Annotated in this window: 11 protein-coding genes and 7 pseudogenes; 4 read left to right on the top strand and 14 right to left on the bottom strand. The window is 66.1% G+C overall.

Annotated features, from left to right (window positions below; genetic code table 11):
* Positions 1-686: 686 nt before the first annotated feature.
* Positions 687-1,163 carry a hypothetical protein gene (locus EXE63_RS00060; protein WP_168140272.1) on the bottom strand — a complete coding sequence of 159 codons (477 nt, stop codon included), beginning with the start codon at positions 1,161-1,163 and terminating at the stop codon, positions 687-689.
* Positions 1,164-2,180: 1,017 nt separating this feature from the next.
* On the opposite strand from EXE63_RS00060, the gene EXE63_RS32600 reads away from it, so the two are divergent.
* Positions 2,181-2,528 (top strand): hypothetical protein, encoded by a 348-nt coding sequence (locus EXE63_RS32600; RefSeq protein WP_234904088.1) that lies wholly within the window; start codon positions 2,181-2,183, stop codon positions 2,526-2,528.
* An 81-nt stretch (positions 2,529-2,609) separates the two neighbouring features.
* Here the strand turns inward: EXE63_RS32600 and EXE63_RS32595 are convergent, their stop codons facing one another.
* The 8 genes and pseudogenes from EXE63_RS32595 to EXE63_RS00040 all read right to left on the bottom strand — a co-directional run.
* Complete coding sequence (locus tag EXE63_RS32595; RefSeq protein WP_234904087.1) at positions 2,610-2,795, bottom strand: hypothetical protein; 186 nt, start codon at positions 2,793-2,795, stop codon at positions 2,610-2,612.
* A 127-nt stretch (positions 2,796-2,922) separates the two neighbouring features.
* A complete protein-coding gene (locus EXE63_RS32590) occupies positions 2,923-3,096 on the bottom strand; it encodes a hypothetical protein (protein WP_234904086.1) in 174 nt (57 codons plus the stop codon).
* Positions 3,097-3,207: 111 nt separating this feature from the next.
* Positions 3,208-4,212 (bottom strand): AAA family ATPase, encoded by a 1,005-nt coding sequence (locus tag EXE63_RS32585; RefSeq protein ID WP_234904085.1) that lies wholly within the window; start codon positions 4,210-4,212, stop codon positions 3,208-3,210.
* 326 nt (positions 4,213-4,538) lie between these two features.
* A pseudogene (gene mobF, locus EXE63_RS32580) lies at positions 4,539-5,089 on the bottom strand (MobF family relaxase).
* 41 nt (positions 5,090-5,130) lie between these two features.
* A pseudogene (locus EXE63_RS33560) lies at positions 5,131-5,349 on the bottom strand (hypothetical protein); the annotation flags it as partial.
* Positions 5,253-5,708, bottom strand: coding sequence for a relaxase domain-containing protein (locus EXE63_RS33185; RefSeq protein ID WP_272955780.1), 456 nt, complete (start codon positions 5,706-5,708; stop codon positions 5,253-5,255). The pseudogene EXE63_RS33560 and the gene EXE63_RS33185, both read right to left, overlap by 97 nt.
* 2,468 nt (positions 5,709-8,176) lie before the next feature.
* A pseudogene (locus EXE63_RS00045) lies at positions 8,177-8,500 on the bottom strand (tyrosine-type recombinase/integrase); the annotation flags it as partial.
* 78 nt (positions 8,501-8,578) lie between these two features.
* A pseudogene (locus EXE63_RS00040) lies at positions 8,579-9,015 on the bottom strand (ATP-binding protein); the annotation flags it as partial.
* 121 nt (positions 9,016-9,136) lie between these two features.
* Here EXE63_RS00040 and EXE63_RS00035 point away from each other — a divergent pair.
* The 3 genes and pseudogenes from EXE63_RS00035 (at position 9,137) to EXE63_RS00025 (ending at position 12,894) form a co-directional block, all read left to right on the top strand.
* Positions 9,137-10,318: a tyrosine-type recombinase/integrase gene (locus tag EXE63_RS00035; RefSeq protein WP_168140271.1), complete on the top strand. Its 1,182-nt coding sequence runs from the start codon at positions 9,137-9,139 to the stop codon at positions 10,316-10,318.
* Positions 10,315-12,485: pseudogene (locus EXE63_RS00030) on the top strand (tyrosine-type recombinase/integrase). Before EXE63_RS00035 ends, EXE63_RS00030 begins: the two are co-directional and overlap by 4 nt.
* Positions 12,454-12,894, top strand: coding sequence for a DUF6262 family protein (locus tag EXE63_RS00025; protein WP_366515265.1), 441 nt, complete (start codon positions 12,454-12,456; stop codon positions 12,892-12,894). The pseudogene EXE63_RS00030 and the gene EXE63_RS00025 overlap by 32 nt, the downstream one beginning before the upstream one ends.
* Before the next feature lie 73 nt (positions 12,895-12,967).
* Here EXE63_RS00025 and EXE63_RS00020 read toward each other — a convergent pair.
* From EXE63_RS00020 to EXE63_RS33550, 5 genes and pseudogenes are all read right to left on the bottom strand, one after another.
* Positions 12,968-13,342, bottom strand: a pseudogene (locus EXE63_RS00020) (ATP-binding protein); the annotation flags it as partial.
* Positions 13,343-13,357: 15 nt separating this feature from the next.
* Positions 13,358-14,844 (bottom strand): annotated as a pseudogene (istA, locus tag EXE63_RS00015) (IS21 family transposase).
* A gap of 688 nt (positions 14,845-15,532) precedes the next feature.
* Positions 15,533-15,727: a hypothetical protein gene (locus tag EXE63_RS32575; RefSeq protein ID WP_234904083.1), complete on the bottom strand. Its 195-nt coding sequence runs from the start codon at positions 15,725-15,727 to the stop codon at positions 15,533-15,535.
* Positions 15,728-16,143: 416 nt separating this feature from the next.
* The gene (locus EXE63_RS33555) at positions 16,144-16,479 is read right to left on the bottom strand and encodes an IclR family transcriptional regulator domain-containing protein (protein WP_436277404.1); all 336 of its coding nucleotides are present in this window, start codon (positions 16,477-16,479) and stop codon (positions 16,144-16,146) included.
* The gene (locus tag EXE63_RS33550) at positions 16,388-16,705 is read right to left on the bottom strand and encodes a helix-turn-helix domain-containing protein (RefSeq protein ID WP_234904089.1); all 318 of its coding nucleotides are present in this window, start codon (positions 16,703-16,705) and stop codon (positions 16,388-16,390) included. The genes EXE63_RS33555 and EXE63_RS33550 overlap by 92 nt, the downstream gene beginning before the upstream one ends.
* Between the last annotated feature and the right edge of the window lie 261 nt (positions 16,706-16,966).

Below are 16,966 nucleotides of genomic sequence, written 5' to 3'. Positions count from 1 at the left end.
GCATGGTCGGGTTCGTCGATCCCCGCGGTCGGTGTACGCCAGCCAAGGGAAAGGTGGCGGCGATGGGCGGCACGGGCGGCACGGCGGCGGTGTCGTATTCCGTGAGCAGCTGGCGCACGGCTCGCTGAGCGGGTGCGGCCGAGGCGGTCGGCCAGGGTGACTGCGGGTGTCGGCTCGTCGAGGCGGAGGTTCTCGCGGCCTGATGTTGGCGGTCAGCCTGCTGGCCCAGGGAAGAGCGTTGAGCAGCCGCAGTGCGGGTGTGCTGGGGCCGTGCTGGCTGGTGGGGTCGATGATGATGGCGCGGCGCCGACCCTGGCGGTGTGGTGGCGATCGGCCGAGGTGCGCTGGTCGGCGTCGGCGGGTCGTCGATGACGATGATCGTCCCGGGTGGAGCGTCCACTGCTGATCGCTAATGCGTTGGTGCGCCTGGGCGATCGTGGTGAAGGTGTCGGCCAGCTCTGCGATGCGCGCGGAGCGGTCGCCTCGTCGGCAGTGCTGAGCCACAGCACGTTTCGGTCGTTGATGTTGGCGATGGCGCGAAGTGTGCACAGCGCCGCAGCGGTGTCGGGATCAGTGACGTCGGCGCGTGTATAGCAAGCGATGGGGTTGAGCGCCAGTGTTTGAGCCAGTGGGCGATGGCCGGGTCGTGTTCGCGAGCACGGTTCGGGGATGGCCAGCGCGTGCGATCAAAGTCGATGCGGCGCGGCGCGCAGAAGCTCCACCTCGGCGCGTGCCGAATCCAGCAGTGTTTCCAGGGTGTCGGAGGTCGCGGTCGGGCGGCGGCGAAGGCTGCGGCCAGGTCGCGGTCGCGCGATCGAGCTCGCGGCGCAGTGCTTGGGGCGGTCGTGCAGTGCGGCGCGGGCGGCCTGGTCCGCACGCTCGGCGTCGCCGCGCGCGGTGACGATGTCGTGCTCGGTGACGATCTTGTGGCCGCCGGCGGCCGCCGTGCGCGCGGCCTGCGCCTCGGCGAAGGCCTGTTGAAACTGAAGCGACGGTGGCTGTTCGGGCAGGCGCGGGTGTGAAAGGCCAGATCGCTTGGGCCGAGGCGATGTCGAGATCGTCGGACTCGGGGCTGCGTGAAGGGTGTCCAGTTGAGTGCGGGCGTGCTCGATCATGCGCAGGATGTCGTTGTAGTCGGCGTCGGCGTCGGCCCACTGCTCCATGACTGCGGTGACGGCGAGACTGTATGGGCGGTCGCATCGACTTGGCGGCGCATGCGCAGTAATTCCTCGGCGACAGCGCGCATGGCGGGACCATTTCCGGCGCGAATGTCGGCGTCGAGCGTGTGATTTCTTTGCAGACGGTTCGATATCGTCGCGCAGGATGTGAGCTTCGCATAGTGATGCCCAATTCGGGTGCAGGGCGGTTTGCTGACAAATCGTCGAATTGCAGCCCGTCAATTCGTCCGGCGGACATACGAATGTGTACGGGTCCGGCGGGGTGTCATCGAAGTAGTCGTCGAGTGGGGCTCGCTCGTCGGTGGTTGGGTAGGTGTCTTCGGGTCGGGGGAAGCAGGTGTTCCTCGGCGGGTCGGCGGTGCGTCGGTGTCGTCGGGGCGGGGATGTTGTCGAAGTCCACGCCGAGATGGGCCGTAGGCGGTGGGTGAACGCGTCGACGGTGTAGGTGATCAGTCGGCGTAATCGCCGGGCGCGATCGGTCGCTGTCGGCGCTGGCGTCGGCGAGGTGTTCGGCGGCCACGCTGAGCAGGTCGCGCGGTGTCCACTTGTGGGGTTGGCGGCGCTGATGGCGGCGACCAATCCGGCCAGGCGGGTCGGAGGTGATGGTTTCGGCCAGCAGGGATCCGAATACTGCGTCGACGTCGGTGATCCAGGCTGGGCGTAGCCGCGAGTGTGTGGTGGCCAGCGTGGCTGTCGGTGAGAGCGCGCCGGCGATGCGCCACCACAGCGCAGCTGCGGGTAGTTCGTCGGGAAGGGGCCCTTGGCGGGCGGCGGTGGTGATGATCTGGCGCAGGTCCGGTGTGGTGCGGTGGCTTGGGCCAGGTGGGCGGCCAGTTGTGGCCAGTAGGCATCGGATCGCAGGCGCGGGTCGATGGCGTCGATGAGGTCGTTCCAGCGGGTGGTGTCGGCGCTGCGTCGTCCGATTCCGGCGGCGGCATGGCGCTGCAGTAGGGCTTGCACGTCGCGGGTTCGGACTGGAATTGGCGTGCTCCGGTCAGGCGGGTGTCGGCTTCCTCGACGCCCACGGCTGCGCGGAACACCGCGATTTCTGCGGTCAGCGCCCGGTTGACGGTGATCAGGGTCGCGCCCAGGCTGGGCGGTCGCGTTGGTCCAGCCCTGCGCGCGCTCGCGGATGGCGTCGGCGAGGGTGTCGACGAGTTGTTCGCGCCGCGCCAGGTAGTCGCCCCACTGGAGATCATCAGCAAGTACGGTCGGAATCGCGGGCAGCCAGCGCAGCACCCCGACTCCGGAGGAGTGGGTTCCAGCGGGATCGATCCGGTGGTCCAGGACGGCGGCAGGGTCGGCGGCATCATCGACGCCGCCTTGGCCAGCGCGTCGACCAGCAGCTGATGGGGTCTGCACCGCTCAGGGCCAGGACGGCGAGGTTGCGGCGCAGCACCGGCCAGGCTTCGCGCGTGCTCAGCGCTGGGATCACTTCATCGGCGATGGCGTCGAGTCGGTCCCGGCCCCGACGCCCAGGCGGTTCTCGGCGGCGGCGCCGAGCGCGTCGTAGTACATGTCTGCTGCGGCGGCCAGTCGCGCGGCGGGGTCGGATGCTTGGCGGGCTGCGGTGGTGGCCGAGACTTGGGCGCCGTCGCGAGCCAGCGTGCGGGTCAAGACGTCGACGGCGGTGTCGGGGTGGGTGGCCTTGGCGATAGCAGCCGGTGGGGGTCGCCTCGGCGGTCGACAGGTAGAGGTGGTTCTCGTCGGTGGCCCGGTCATCGCGACGTAGAGCGCTTGGCGGTCAGCATGTCCGAGCCGACGATGTGGCAGCTGCCTTGGTGTCGCGCCGTCCTGCGGTCAAGCCTTGGGCCGAGTCGATGGTGGCCGCGTAGCCCAGCGTCACGTGCTCGGCGATGTAGTCGGCGGCAGGGTGACGATGCGCCGCTGCGCAGATGGCGGGCTTTGAGGCTGCCATCGGTCATGACTTCGGTGATGGTGTAGCGGTAGCCGTTGCGGACGAAGTCGTTGCGCCGATGCGAATCCAGCGCGCGTCTTCGGGTGCGGATGGTGTCCCCGGCGCTGGCGGTCAGCTGGTCGGCCAGCACCACGGTGGGAGCGCTCGCGGCGTTGGGGTCGGCGGCGAGGCGGTCGGTGCGGGCGCGTGCGTTGAGCGCGTTGATGACGTCGTTGGTGGGGGCCAGCAGTATCGAGTCTGCGCCGGCGGCCAGGTCGCTCGCCACGCTCGGTAGGCCATGTCGGCGGCGGTGTCGTCGGTGCCGACATGGACGCGGTGGTGGTCGATGTAGAAGCCGATGCCGGCCGGGTCGGCGTCGTGCAACGCCAGCCCGGCGGCCGCTTCGGCGGCCGACCGGAAGCGCACGACTTCGGAGAGGGTGAGCGCGTCGGTGGCTTCGGCTATGTCGCGTAGCACTCCACCGGCTGAGATCGACGACAGCTGCCCGTCGTCACCGACGAGGCGCACGCTGGCGCCTTTGCGCAGCGCGTCGGTGATCATCGCGTCAAGGCCGGCGGTGGCGGCCTTGCCGGCTTCGTCGACGACGATCAGCGTGTCTGGGCCGACCTTCTCGAACCACTTCGGACGACCGAGCACCGCCTTGGTGGGGTCGGCTGACCACACGTACTTGTCGAGGGTGTCGGTGGTCGCGCCGAGGTCCTCGCCGAGCACGATCGCCGCGTCGGCGGTCGGGGCCAGGCCGATAACGTGTCCGCCGGAGCTGCGCCAGGCGTGCGCCAGTGCGGCCATCGCGGTGGTCTTGCCGGTCCCGGCCGGCGCCAGTGCGAGCGCGACACGGCGTCCGCAGGTCGCCATCTCCGAGACCAGGGCGGCCTGGCCGGGGTTGAGCGTGCGGCCTCGGGCCCCCGAATCCGCCAGTGCCAGTTCGGCATCGCCAGCGCTAGCCCGTCGACCGTCTTCGCGACCGACCGCGGACAGGATGCGCCGCTCGGCGGCCAGCGTCGCCGCGCTGGTGTAGACGGCGACGCCGTGGCGGCTGTAGACGCTGGCGCCGTCGCGGCGACGCAACGCGCCAGGCTCACCCAACTCAGCATCGGCGATGCGGGCGTGCGGCACCGAAACGCATCGGAAAGGGCGGTGTCGGTGAGGTGCTCGACGAGTGCGCCATCGTGCGCCAGGCCGTGCGCGCGGACCTGGCGCAGCGCCTCGGCGCGCACATGGTGGCGCTGCCAGGTTGAGCGCGCCTCGCTGACGGTGGCGATCAGTTCGCCGGCGCGCGCTGCGACCATTGCGCATCGACCTCGGGTGGACTTTGGGTGCGGTCGGGACCGGCGAGGGTGTCGGCCAGCATCTGATTGAGTCCGGGGCGCCCGAGTACCTCGACGGCTTGGCTGCGCCAGGTGTGGCGCTGTTCAGCCAGTGAGCGCGGCTCGTGTTTGGCCTCACGCGATTCCAGTGTCGCCTGCTGGCCAGGGCGATTGTCTCGACGTTGGTCGGCTCGCGGCCGTGGCGGCGTGAAACTGCTTGGCGAGCTCGGCGGTGCGCGCCTCGATCGCCGCGCGCCGGCTCGACCAGCGCGACATCAATTCGGTCGACATTCCGTCGATCTCGCGCACCGGTCGCTTACCGCGTCCGCGGGCCTGGTCGACGAAGCGCACGCCGAGGCTGGCGATCATGTGGGCTTCGAGGCGGGTGTTGTACAACTCCGAGGCCGCCACGGTGACGCGGTGCAACGGTTGACCGTCCAGGGCCAGCCACCGGCGCACCCCATTGGCGTCGACGTGAGACACCTTGTTCGACACCGCGACGTGGGTGTGCAGGTCGGGGTCACCGGCGCGGGAATCGCGGTGGGTGAACGCCGCGGCGATGAGTCCTTCGGTGTCGACCTGGGCCACCCGTTGGCGCCGGTGCGGGTGAATGCTGCGGAATCCTGCAGCCACTCCAGTACGTCGGTGACCGCCGCGTCGTGGGCGGTTTCGATCTGTTCGGCCACCGACAGCGGGCGATGGCCCAGAGCGCCGACACCGATTTCACCGGTGAGAACGTCAGGTCATAACCGGCCACGGCGGTGGTGCGGGCGCGGGTGTTGCGTGCGATGAACCCCGAGAGCTCCCGATCGTCGGCCGGGGGGCGGCCGTACTGTTCGCTAAAGAGATTCACGGCCACACGGGTGCGGATCCGGGCGCGGACATCCGCGGTGATGGTGGCGTTCCAGTGCTCGCCCGCTTCGGCGTTGTGGTCGCGGTAGCCCACCGCCAGGCGGCGGGCGAACTCCGGCTCGCCGTCGCGGACGAGGAACTTGCGCCCCAGCAGGCTCGCCGCCCGTTGTGTACCGATACCTCGCCCGGCGACGTGGTTCTCGATGCGCTCAGCGTTGGGGTGTATACCCTCCCGTAGAGGGCGCGCATCTGCTCCTCGCTGACTCCGGAGCCCGCCTCGACAGTCCAAATCTGTTCGCGTGCCTGGGCACTGACCTCGCACCGGCCGGTATCGGACAGGGCGGTCAGGCCGCGGCCCATCCACTGCCCGGGTGCCTCGCCCTTGGCTGAGTAGTAGTCGGCCAGCGTGGAGCGGCCCCGTTCGGTGCTATCGGCGGCGGCGACCTGCCGCACCAGGTACAGGTATCCGTCCCGGCGGTCAGCTTGTGCAGCGTCATCACCATGACGCCCACCGAATGGAGTCCATGCCCGGGACGCTATGAAGCTCGGCACCAAGAATGCCACCACCAAACCGGGTGTCCTTAAACAACTCTCAGGATCAGGCCTGGATGCAAGAGGTGTGTGGTCTGTCGATGGGCCGTGAAAGGGGCTGTGAGGGGGTGAGCTGAGGCGGCGGTGAGGGGTGGTGAGGAGACGGGCAGCGGTGTGGTGCGTGAGCGATGGTGGTGCGGCAGAAGTGACGGTGAAAATATTGGTGGACAGCGAATGTGGCTGTGGTGGTGGCCCGGTCGGCCGGAAGCTTCTAGGGTTCCGACCATGACAGCAGCAGGTACGTCAAAGGTGGAGGCCGGCGGCGGGCGCGCGAGGCGACCCGTCGCGCCAATGAGGCTCGCGCTGCGCGGGAGCGGGCCAACATTGAGAACGCGGCGACCTACATAGTGGCCAAGACCAAACTTGCCGCGGTAGACACGTGGGAGCGCGAACGACTTGCCCAGCTCCGCGATCAAGTGCGGGCCGAGGCCAACAAGCGGCGCGCAGTCCATCGCGCCGAGGCGGGCGCGGCGCTCAACTCATGCAGGGCAATGGTGAGACCCTGACGACGATCGCTGATCTGACCGGCGACGGCATTGGAGAGATTCGCGCGATGCTGCGGCACGCACCAAAACCCGAAAAGCCTATGGCGAGTAACGGTTCGCATGCACCAGGCGGCGATGGCGCCCGGGCGGGGTCCATGGATGGCGTTGATAGCACCGGCGCTGTGCGTGATGTGACCGTGGCATGATCGGCGCCGGCCGTGGGGCGTTCGGGCAGACCTGGCAGAGATGCGCCGTCTCCGCCGCTCACCACGATCCGTTCCCGCTCGGCTGGCCGGGGGCGCTCAGCGCTGCGTGGTCACGGTACGCCGTACGGACGAGTGGGGATGTGACGCCTGAACGCTTGGGCGCCCCTGCCATTCGCATACGCCGCCGCTCCTCCGTCGCGGGTATCCGTGGTCGTTTGGGACGGCTGATGTCAGAGCAGCGATCTAGAGTCGGCGGTCAAGAGGAGCGCGGGCAGGCCGATCGTTGATCAGCGTCTGCATGCTGGTGAGATCGCCGCATCCTGAGTCACGTCGTATGCGGTCAATGATTTCCGATTGCGAAATCTGGACAGGTGGATTGGGTGCCGATGGTTACAGGCGCTTCTACCTCGCCCGTGTCGGGGGGGCTGTGTGTGCTTTCGCGCCGCTACGCATTGGCGATCGAAGGGGTGTGGTCGCGGCGCGTGCTGGGGCTGCACGAGTGCCGCAACCCCGCGTGTGCGTCAAGATCGCACACGACAGCGCAGCACAAGCTGCATGTCGTTTCAGGTTTTAGGGCGACAACATGGAGCGCATGTCGCAGATGCGTCGCGACCGTGGCCGCTATGCCGTGCGATGTTTCAACAGTCGCGGTGTACGGCGGCAATGATTCAGTGGCACTTCACGAGGCGGTACCAAACGGCTGGGACGCAGCCGCGGTGCAGGCGGTGCTGCTTGGCGATCAGCCGACGCTCCGGTGCGTATGGGCGCCCGCGAAGGATCGGCGTCTGGGCGTCGGATACCGCCCCTGGGCGGGCAGTGCGGGCCGGTGGCGGCCGGTGTCACAGCGATGAGCTGAGCAAGTCGAAGAAGCGGTCGTTGGGGCTGCCTGGACTGCTCAGGAGCAGCACGGCGGTGCGGGGTGGACGTGTCGTGCCGCTGTCGAACCACACAGCAAGGCGGAGACGCACGCCGTGCGAGCCCAGCAGATGCAGTGCTGCCCAATCGTTTCGCGCCGGCCGTCACCGTTGGTGTAGATGCGCAGCGAGTCGCTGTAGCTCAGCATCGCCAGCCGGCAGTCGGCCTCCGGGTGAGGCTGTCGACGGGCGCGTAGTTGCGCGGCATGGTAGATGAAGGCGGTGAGGCGCTGGCGGGGAACGGCTCGAGAAGGCCGTCCCTGCGGTCACCACGCCAAGTCGCCTGGGTGGACATCGCAGGCTCGACGGCGCTCGGGAATGGCGTCATTGGTGAAACAGCTCGCGGTAACCGTCCAGCCGGGGGTGCTGCTCGATAGTGCGATCACCCTCGCAAGCTCAAGGGGGGCAGTTGTAGTGTGATCCGTCCTGCGTGGCCGCTCTCCCATCGTGCGAGGGGTATTGCCGCTCGGTGACCTCGACGAGGTAATAGAGAATGGCGCGATGGCTATGTTGGGGCACTGGTGTGAAGGAGGTTTGATGGATAACGAATGTTATCCATCAAAACGGCACCCGTATCAGATCGCCACAAAGGCGATTGACAGCTTAGACGTTGACCACCATTAGTATGGGGGACGCCTACGGAGGGTTACCCACCACCCTACCTCCGCCGAAGGGGGCAGACAGGAAGCATCGTTGCTGCTTAGGATGCCTTTTTCACCGTGACTCGCGTTGTCTTCCGCCTGTTGTGCCCACATTTTGCCCACCGTTTTTGGCGCGTATTCGGCGTTCAAGTTCGACGCCAAGTCGTCGAGGTCAGAGTCGAACAGGTCGGCGTATACGTCGAGGGTCACCTTCGCGCCGCGGTGACCGAGCATGCGCTGTAGCGCAAGCACGTTGGCTCCTGCCGACAGTGCCAACGAGGCACAAGTGTGCCGCAGATCGTGCGGAGTGATCGTTTGCAATCCGGCTCGCCGCAACGCTGCGGCGAACCAACCGCTGGCAGAGCGCGGTCGTGGCAGGTAGCCGCCGTCGAGGGCGGGAGAGATTAGAGCCTCTCGTCTCTGTCAATGGCCAGGTGGAAGTACCCGCTGGTGGCCAGATGAAAGTATCCACCCGTGCGGTGATTCCTAGGTTGTCGGGGTGGTCTCCTTTCGGTGTTGGGCGTCTTTCATGCGGTAGGACTGGCCGTCGGTGATGACGACGGTGGCGTGGTGCAGCAGGCGGTCGAGGATGCTGACGGCGGTGGTCTGTTCGGGCAGGAATCGGCCCCATTGCTCGAAGGGCCAGTGTGACCCGATGGCCAGACTGCGGCGTTCGTACGCGCCGGCGACGAGCCGGAACAGCAGCTGGGTGCCGGTGTCATCCAAGGGTGCGAAGCCGAGCTCGTCGAGAATGATGAGGTCGACTCGCAGCAGCGATTCGATGATCTTGCCAACGGTGTTGTCGGCCATCCCGCGGTAGAGGGTTTCGACGAGATCGGCGGCGGCGAAGTAACGCACCTTGAGGCCGGCGTGGATCGCGGCGGTCCCAACCCGATCAGGGTGTGGCTCTTGCCGGTCCCGGCGGTTATCAACGGGTAGCAACACGCTCGAATCTATGTATGTGACAAGGGGGTTGATGCGGGGCAAGTCATCGTTGTTGCCGGTTTATCGGCGGGTGTTCTTCAACGTGAAGGAACGGCAACGATGGCGTATCCGGTGGCTGTGTGTCCTGCGGGTGGGCAGCGGACGTGGACTGTGCTTGGCGAGGACTTCGCAACGGTCGGTCCGATCGAGGAGTGGATCGAAGCTCACCGGCACCTGTGGTCACCGAACACGGTGCGTGGTTATGCGACGTCGTTGGCGCAGTGGTGGAGCTTCCTGGAGCAACGCGGACAGACCGACGGTTGGCGTGATGTCGGTGTCCCCGCGTTCACGGCGTTCCTGTCCTGGCAGCGCAATGGCCGCACGGTTGAACATCGGCTGACCGGGTCTGGCCCGACGCCGACCGCTGCAACGTTGGAAGTCCGCCTGGCAGCGGTGATTTCGTTCTACCGTTGGCATCAGGCCGTGTCCGGGGTGGCGGTAGCGGGACGGCTCCTTCGTGGAGCACCGCGGCACCGACCGGCGCGAGGCTTGCTTGCGCATCTGGATGCGCGTTCGGCCCCGGTCGCGTCATCGCTGGTGCGCGTGCGCCGCGACCGCCGCCGCGACAGACCGCCCGTGCTCCTGCCCGAGCAGATTCAGGCGATCCTGGATGGCTGCGCGGTCTTCGACGCCGAGTCCGGATCGTGGCGAGGCAACCTGCGCGATCGGTTCGTGTTCGCCCTGTTGGCCGAGACCGGGATGCGTCTCGGGGAGGCGCTGGGTCTGCGGATCGGCGAGTTCGTGCTTGGCCGCGGCGGCACCGCGTATGTGCAGATCGTGCCCCGCTCGGATAATCCCAACGGGGCGCGGGTGAAGATGATGCGACCGCGACGGGTCTATGTCGGGGCCGACCTCGAGCGGCTGTTCGCCGACTATCTCACCGATATCGCCTGCCGGGCAACCGAAGGCGGCATTGCTCTTACGGACACGTCGCCGCTACTGGTGAATGTGTTCCGACCACCGTTGTTGGCCGCATTGCGAGAGACGACGGTCCGGGAGAAGGTGGCCACGCTGCGTCGGCGCTGCATCGGGCCACCCGGGTGGACGCCGCATTGGTTCCGCCACACCCATGCCACTGCACTGCTGCTGGCGGGGACGCCGGAGTGGGTGGTCTCCCGACGCCTCGGGCACGCCCACGTGCAGACCACCCTTGACCTCTACGGCTGGGTTCGCGATGACGAAGCCCTGCGAGCAGCAGCCAACTGGGCGTCCTATGCCAGCAGCTGGCGGGTGGCCGAGTGATCGACGAGCATGGCCACCTGCGCCTGCGTAGTGCCGAACACCTCGATCCGATCTGGCGACTCTTTGACGAGCTGCCAGCACAGTGGCGTGGCCCCGTGCTCGGGCCCGGTATCGAGAACTGGGCGTCGATTACCGAGAATGATTGGCCGCATTTGGATCTGAGCGAATTACCCGATCCGTTCGCCGCGGAGCTGGCGTGGATGGCGCACTGGCAGGCCGGTGATGGCACCCGTGTCTCGGTGTTGGCGATGGCGCAGTTGGCCAACATGATTCGGCGGGCAGTTACCGAGGGCCGTGATTTCCCCTCGTCGATCCGGGCGATGGATTACGACGCCGCCGCGGTGTTGCAGAGCTGGTTCTATCTCAGCAGGGGCAAGCGACTGCCCTCACCCCGAGGTCGGGGCCGGGTGCACGCTCTGTTCGGGTTCGCCCGGCACGCCCTGATCGCCGCCTGCCACGACGGCCCGTGGTGGCACCTGGACTTCTGGCACCCGCGCTGCGATCCGCGGATACCACTGACCGATCGTGAACCGGTCGCCAACTACGGCTGCGCACCCGGAGATATACAGCTTCCGTGGTTGCGGGCCGCGGTGAAGTGGCACCTGGCACGATGCTCGAATCCGGGGCGCTGCGCTGGACCACGGTCAGCCAGGAACGCATGCGCAGCTTCCGCCGGTTCGACAACTGGCTGACCGCCAGCTTCGACGACCCGACTGGCATCCTGGGCGACCCAACGAGCGCGGTCGAACAGGCGGCGGCGTTCGCGCGGTGGACCGCCGTGGCAGCCAACCGCGTCACCCGCCAATCCGACACACGCCACCTCGGAAGAACAGTGCCGATCCGGGGAATCAACGACGACCTGCGAGCGGTGGCCGGCCTCTTGGACTTCATTGCCGCCAATCCCGGGGAGGCTCGCAGCGTTCTCGGTGCCGAGCCCTGGCAACGAGTGAGCGCAGCACACGCCTCCAGCTGGTTCGGCCGGGTCACCGGATACCGCATCAACGCGGTTTCAACGATGCGAACTACATCGATGATCACGCACTCGCGCAGATCACTGCGGCGCTGCCGCTGATCGGGTTGCCGCGCACCGAGCAGATGACCATCACCCGCGGCGACGGCACCACCCTCACCGCCAACGGACTTGACGACCCGCAAGCGATGCGGATGATCCTGCTGCAGATCCTCACCGGCCGGCGGGCCAGCGAGATCCGCACCTGCGACTTCGACTGCCTTTCGGCTGCGCCCGCCACTACCGCAGCGGCCGAGGGCGATGGCCAAATGCTGACCAGGTTCCGCTACGCGCAGAGCAAGATCGATGTCGCACCCGACATCATCCTCGTCGACCGCGAGGTCACCGAAGTCATTGCCGAACAACACCGTTGGCTCCAAATCCAGCATCCAGAAGGCAGCAGGCGGTATCTGTTCGCGCGGCGTCTGGGCAACCGCCGCGGTGACAAACCCTATCCGGCAGGTACCTACAACTGGGTGCTGCGCAGCCTCAGCGACCTCGTTCAGATCACCGACGCCAAGGGCCACGCCGTGCGGTTAAGCCACACTCACCGCTTCCGCCACACCCGGCTGACCCGACTGGCCGAACTCGGTCTGCCGATTCACGTCCTACAGCGCTATGCAGGGCACGCCACCCCACCATGACGATGCACTACATCGCCGCCCGCGACGAACACGCCGAGCAGGCATTCCTGGCCACGGCCAAGCTGCGATCCGACGGCACCCGCATCCAACTCTCCAGCGACGACCACGACAGTCTGCACCTGTTCCGCCGCGCAGACCGGTTCCTGCCCAACGGGTGGTGCATGCTGCCACCGCTGCAATCCTGCGACAAAGGCAACGCCTGCCTGACCTGCTCAGTTTTCGTCACCGACCACACCACCACGACGTACTGCAACGTCAACTCCGCGAGACCACCGACCTGATCGACCGGGCCACAACGGAATTCGAACAGCGACACGGCCATCCCATGCCCGAGGACAACGTCTGGCTGATCCGCCGCCGAGCTGAACACCACGCGCTTACCCGACTCCTGGCCGCCCTCGACGATGCGCCCGGCTCCGCAGCCCACGGCGCGACAACCCAGTGTCATCGAGCCAGCGCTGGACCAGTCCCGCTGACTCTCGATCTCACCGCCCACCGCAGGAGCACCCCATGACCGACTCCCGAGAACGCCGCATCACCGCACTCACCAAGCAGCGAAAGCCAAGTCTCAGAACAAGACCCGAGACGCTGAGCAGGCCATCCGCCGACTGGTCAAACGTGGCGACCCGATCACTTTCCAGGCCGTGCAACGCGAAGCGGCCGTCTCTCACGCCTTCCTCTACAACCATCCCGAACTGCGCAAACGAATCGAACATCTGCGCGGCACCCGCCCAAGGCCCCGCCGACCAATCCGTGGACACCGACAGCACGCTCGTCATCACGCTGACCCGCCAGATCGCCGAACTCAAGAAACAGCACCACCAGCAACTCAAAGCACTCCGCGACGCACTCGAACGAGCACACGGAGAGAACCTCGACCTACGGCGCGAACTGGCCCGCCGCGGCATCCAGCCCTCGCCTAACGTCGTATCGATCGCAACAACGTCCTGAACAGGCATAACACGGTCATTCTGCGTTCGAACCTTCGATAACACCCGGACCGATGATCGCCAGGTTACGTTGTGCACGTATCCATTCCAGACTCGACAGGTAGTCGAAGGTCTTCTGTGGGATCGACGATGCGGCTACATCGAAGCTCTCCAATGTCTTGGGCACGGGGAACGCGGCAGCTTTGAGCCGGTTGACGACGTTGGAAGCATCCCGGGCCGCGAGTTCGGTCTCGACTAGAGTTCGCAGCACCTCTTCAGGGGTCCAGCGTTGGGTCTTGGCGGTGATCAGCACCTCCGGTGCCGTTCGCCGGATGGCCGCCAGCTTCAGGCGGCGTAGTCCGGCATCGAGATCGGCATCTAATGGTGGAACTGATTTTGGTGCAACGGGTTTGGTATCGGTCAACGGTGCTGTGTTGGTCACGAGTTCACCTCACCGTCAGCGACGGGTGCGACCCGGTAGGCTCCAGCGACCGGGTCGGGCGACCGGCAGGTCCAGGATCAACGCATCCCGGCGTCGCGTGGCTGCGGGGCGCCGGTGCCGGCGGCCAGAATGGAGCGCACGTCGGCGGCGCGGAACCGCCGGAACGCTACCGCCCGGTGCAACGCCGCCACCAACGCCTGTTCACCGTGGGCGGCGCCCAGAGCGAGAAGGATCTCCAGTTCGGAGGCCAGGCGGGTGTTGCCGATCGCGGCAGCGCCGACCAGGAACGCCTGCGCGTCGTCGCCGAGGTCGCAGAACTGCTTCTCCACGGTGGTCTTCGGCCGTGGTCCGCGGTTCGGTGCCGGCCGGGGCCCGTCGTAGTGCTCGTCGAGAATTGAGGCGCCACCGGGTGCGATGAGTTCGTGTTCGGCCACGACCACCCGGTGGCCGGCTCGAGCAGGCACACCGCGCCGTGATCGACCACAACGGCCACGCTGGTCCCGATCAGCCGGGTCGGTACCGAGTAGCGGGCTGACCCGTAGCGCACACACGACAACCGGTCGACTTTACGTAGCACCGAGGGTGCACCGATCTGCAGTCGTAGCGATGGGAGTGGTTGGAGCACTTGGCGTTCGGCGATCAGTCGGTCGTCGGGGACCGCTTGGACCTCCGAGTGCGCCGTGGCGTTGACTTCGGCGCACCAGGCGGCCGCGGCGGCGTTGGCGGCCCTCAGATCCACCGGGGAGTCGGCGATGGCAGCCTCGTCAGCAGCGGCACTGCAAGGTCGCGTTGGGCATAGCCGCACAGATTCTCCACGATGCCTTGGACTGCGGGTCGCCGGCGTGGCAGAAGTCCGGGCGAACCCGTAGTGCGTCGCGAAGCGGACGTAGTTCGGGGTCGGGACAACGACGTTGGCGACGACCCCGCCTTTGAGGCAGGCCATCCGGTCGGCCAGCACCGCGCCGGAACGCGCCGACCACGGCCAGTGCTTCGGCGATCAACGCCAGCGTGGTGGAGGCTTTCTGGTCGGTGGCAAAGCGCACGAAGCGCCACCGGGAGAATGCCAGCACCGCGCAGAACAGGAACAGCCCCGGCGCGGCCTGGGCCCAGTCGATCACCAGATACTCGCCGGCGCCCACACTGCCGGGCGGCGGCCACGGTGATTGTTACTGCGCCACAACGCTTTCTTCTCTGCGACCAGACGCCGAAAATTACGCGGCGAGCCCTGGTAGCGGCGGTCCGGGCGATCGGCAATAGCCGTTTGGCCGAGATCCGGCCTTGTGATTTCTCGACGCGTTCAGCGACGAGTTCGGCGACCGTGTCGTAGTTGTGCGCTCGTTCGACCCGGCGTGCTGGCGGTATGCCGGCCTGCTCGGCTCGTGCCGGTCGATGATCTTCTTGACGGTGCGGTGGGTGGTGCCGCACCTATCGGCGGCACCCCGGTACGACCCGAGCTCGTAGTAGGCGGAAATGATGTCCATGCGGTCCTTCGCAGATTTCAATGGAACTCCCCGATGGTGATGGCGATTGATTGGCGCCTTCACCGTCACCATCGGGGCCCGCAGTTCCTGATCGACACGACGAACACGGGGTGGATACTTTTATCCGGCCAAAACTGGATACCTCCACCTGGCCACCAGTGGGTACTTTTTCATGGCCACGGACACCATGTGAGCATGAGAAGCGGCCTCCTTCGGTGAAGCAACTGGCGTCAGACACCAGCAGCTTCGAAGGAGGCTCGCCCTTCTCGGCGGAGCCACACGGGTGGGGAATTTCGATGAGCATCAGTGGGGAATTTCAGCGAGCGCCGTCAATTCCGGCTTAAGTCGGTGCCAACATCACGGCCTACATTGCCCTCGCGTTGGCGATCGCATAGCCGCTTCAGGGTCCGGACCAGCTGGCTTCGAAGTGGATGTCCACCGCCACGCACCCGAAGCCATCCGAACATGGGCCGACGATTACCGAAACCTTCTGGGCGTCACGGAAAAACCTTCTGGGCATCACGAAAAAATAATCGGCGAGTGACCCGAGATGCCGGTTTCATTTTCTTCCACTAACCAGTGAGCCACGTCAACGAGCTCGATGTGGGTTTCTCACATAAAGCACATCGAACTTCACTATGGAGAAGCGTGTGGCGATCGTGCGCCTCGGCGTCCGTGGTCGTATACCGCGTTCACCGGGCAGTATCGTTTACTCGTCGAACCCTTCATCTGGGATGGCAAACACCGTCCGTGCGTTTTCGTTGAGATTGGCAAATCCATCGATGATCACCCGCTTCACGCGCATCTCGTCGTCAGCGATGCGAATCAGCCACGTGCGAAAGGCCGACCGGTGAATTCTTCGCTGACCAACGCGGGCGCCTTCCAGCGACGAAATAGAACTCAAGACGGGTCGTCAGCTCCACACACCCTCATTCACCGGGACGTAGGAAAGTACGTGGCGCAGCTCGAGGCGTTCGTCGAAGATCCGTCGCGTTGGTTGAGGTACACCTGTAGGCCATCGCGGCCTTTCCACTGGTGACCACCACGAAAACCGATCTGAAAGTCGTCGGTGAGGACCGCGGCGAACATCGGTTCGGATTTCCTTCGCTTCTCCAATCGAAGGAATAAGTCGATGGTCGCAATGAAGCCAGGCAGGTCCGGGGCGCCGCGGGTACCTTCCTGTCGGCCTCCGTTTCTTCGGATGTCATCAGCCGAGATTGCGGGCTAGCTCGGCGGCGGCGTCTTTTAGGGCACTGCAAGCTTTGCGAACATCGGAGGGCCGGAATCGATAACTCGGCGCTGACGCGTTTAGTGCCAGCCTTATCCCGGAACCACCTTGGGGTACCGCACGGCAACAGACGCGACGCCTTCCTCACTTTCCTGCCTGCTGATCGCGAACCCGCTTTTCCTGACCTCTGCCAATTGAGTGCGCAGTTCGGTGAGAGTGCGCACGGAATGCTCAGTGAGTGGCTCCAAATGTGGTCGGGTACAACTGGTCCAGCTCGTCGTCGGATAGGCCGGCGAGTAGACTTTGCCGGTCGACGTGCAGTGTGCAGGACGCGTGCTACCCAAACGCGAGATCACCCGGACGGCAGAAGGGCTTTCGAGTGTCGCGATGAAGCGAACCAGTCTGCCGTCCAACGTTCCTACGTGCACGGTTTCTGAAGCGTGTCGACCAGCTGGCGCAGAATCGGGGCGGCCGTGCGTGGTATGTCCTCCTGGAGTGGACAGCGAACGCCACGTTTGTCAGGGACGGTCCGGGCTGGTACGCCTTGCTGGCCGGATCTTGGCGGACGAACCCACGGTACTGAAGCATCGATAACAGGCGATGCGCGGTCGACGAAGCGACGCGCAGGTACTCACTGGCGTCAGTGAGCCGGATCTCAGAGCGCTCTCCTAGGAGGAGGAGTAGGCGAAGAGCGTTGTCGACAGACTCGATCGGATATTGCGGGGCTTCCCTGTGCTGTCACGCTCCATGCCCGCGAGTGAGGGTTTCTGCATGACAGAGAGCGTACCGCGGTCAGGTTCGAATGCAGGTCGAAGAATCGCGACGAGTCCGGTGCCGGGGGCGAAAAGTCGCCTTCATGCGCACAAGCCTGGCCGCCGTTTGTCTGCCTTGGCTGCGGCGGGTAGTTGGGGGCCG

It is taken from the genome of Mycolicibacterium frederiksbergense (assembly GCF_012223425.1).
GTDB classification, from domain to species: domain Bacteria; phylum Actinomycetota; class Actinomycetes; order Mycobacteriales; family Mycobacteriaceae; genus Mycobacterium; species Mycobacterium frederiksbergense.
The sequence above is the reverse complement of the archived record's forward strand: the minus strand, read 5'-3'. Positions and strand labels throughout refer to the sequence as shown.

What these genes read in the sequence shown, in the direction of transcription:
- EXE63_RS00035 (WP_168140271.1), top strand. Translation starts at nt 9,137, where the DNA reads ATGGCGTATCCGGTGGCTGTGTGTCCTGCGGGTGGGCAGCGGACGTGG.
- EXE63_RS00060 (WP_168140272.1), bottom strand. Translation starts at nt 1,163, where the DNA reads ATGGAGCAGTGGGCCGACGCCGACGCCGACTACAACGACATCCTGCGC.
- EXE63_RS32590 (WP_234904086.1), bottom strand. Translation starts at nt 3,096, where the DNA reads ATGGCAGCCTCAAAGCCCGCCATCTGCGCAGCGGCGCATCGTCACCCT.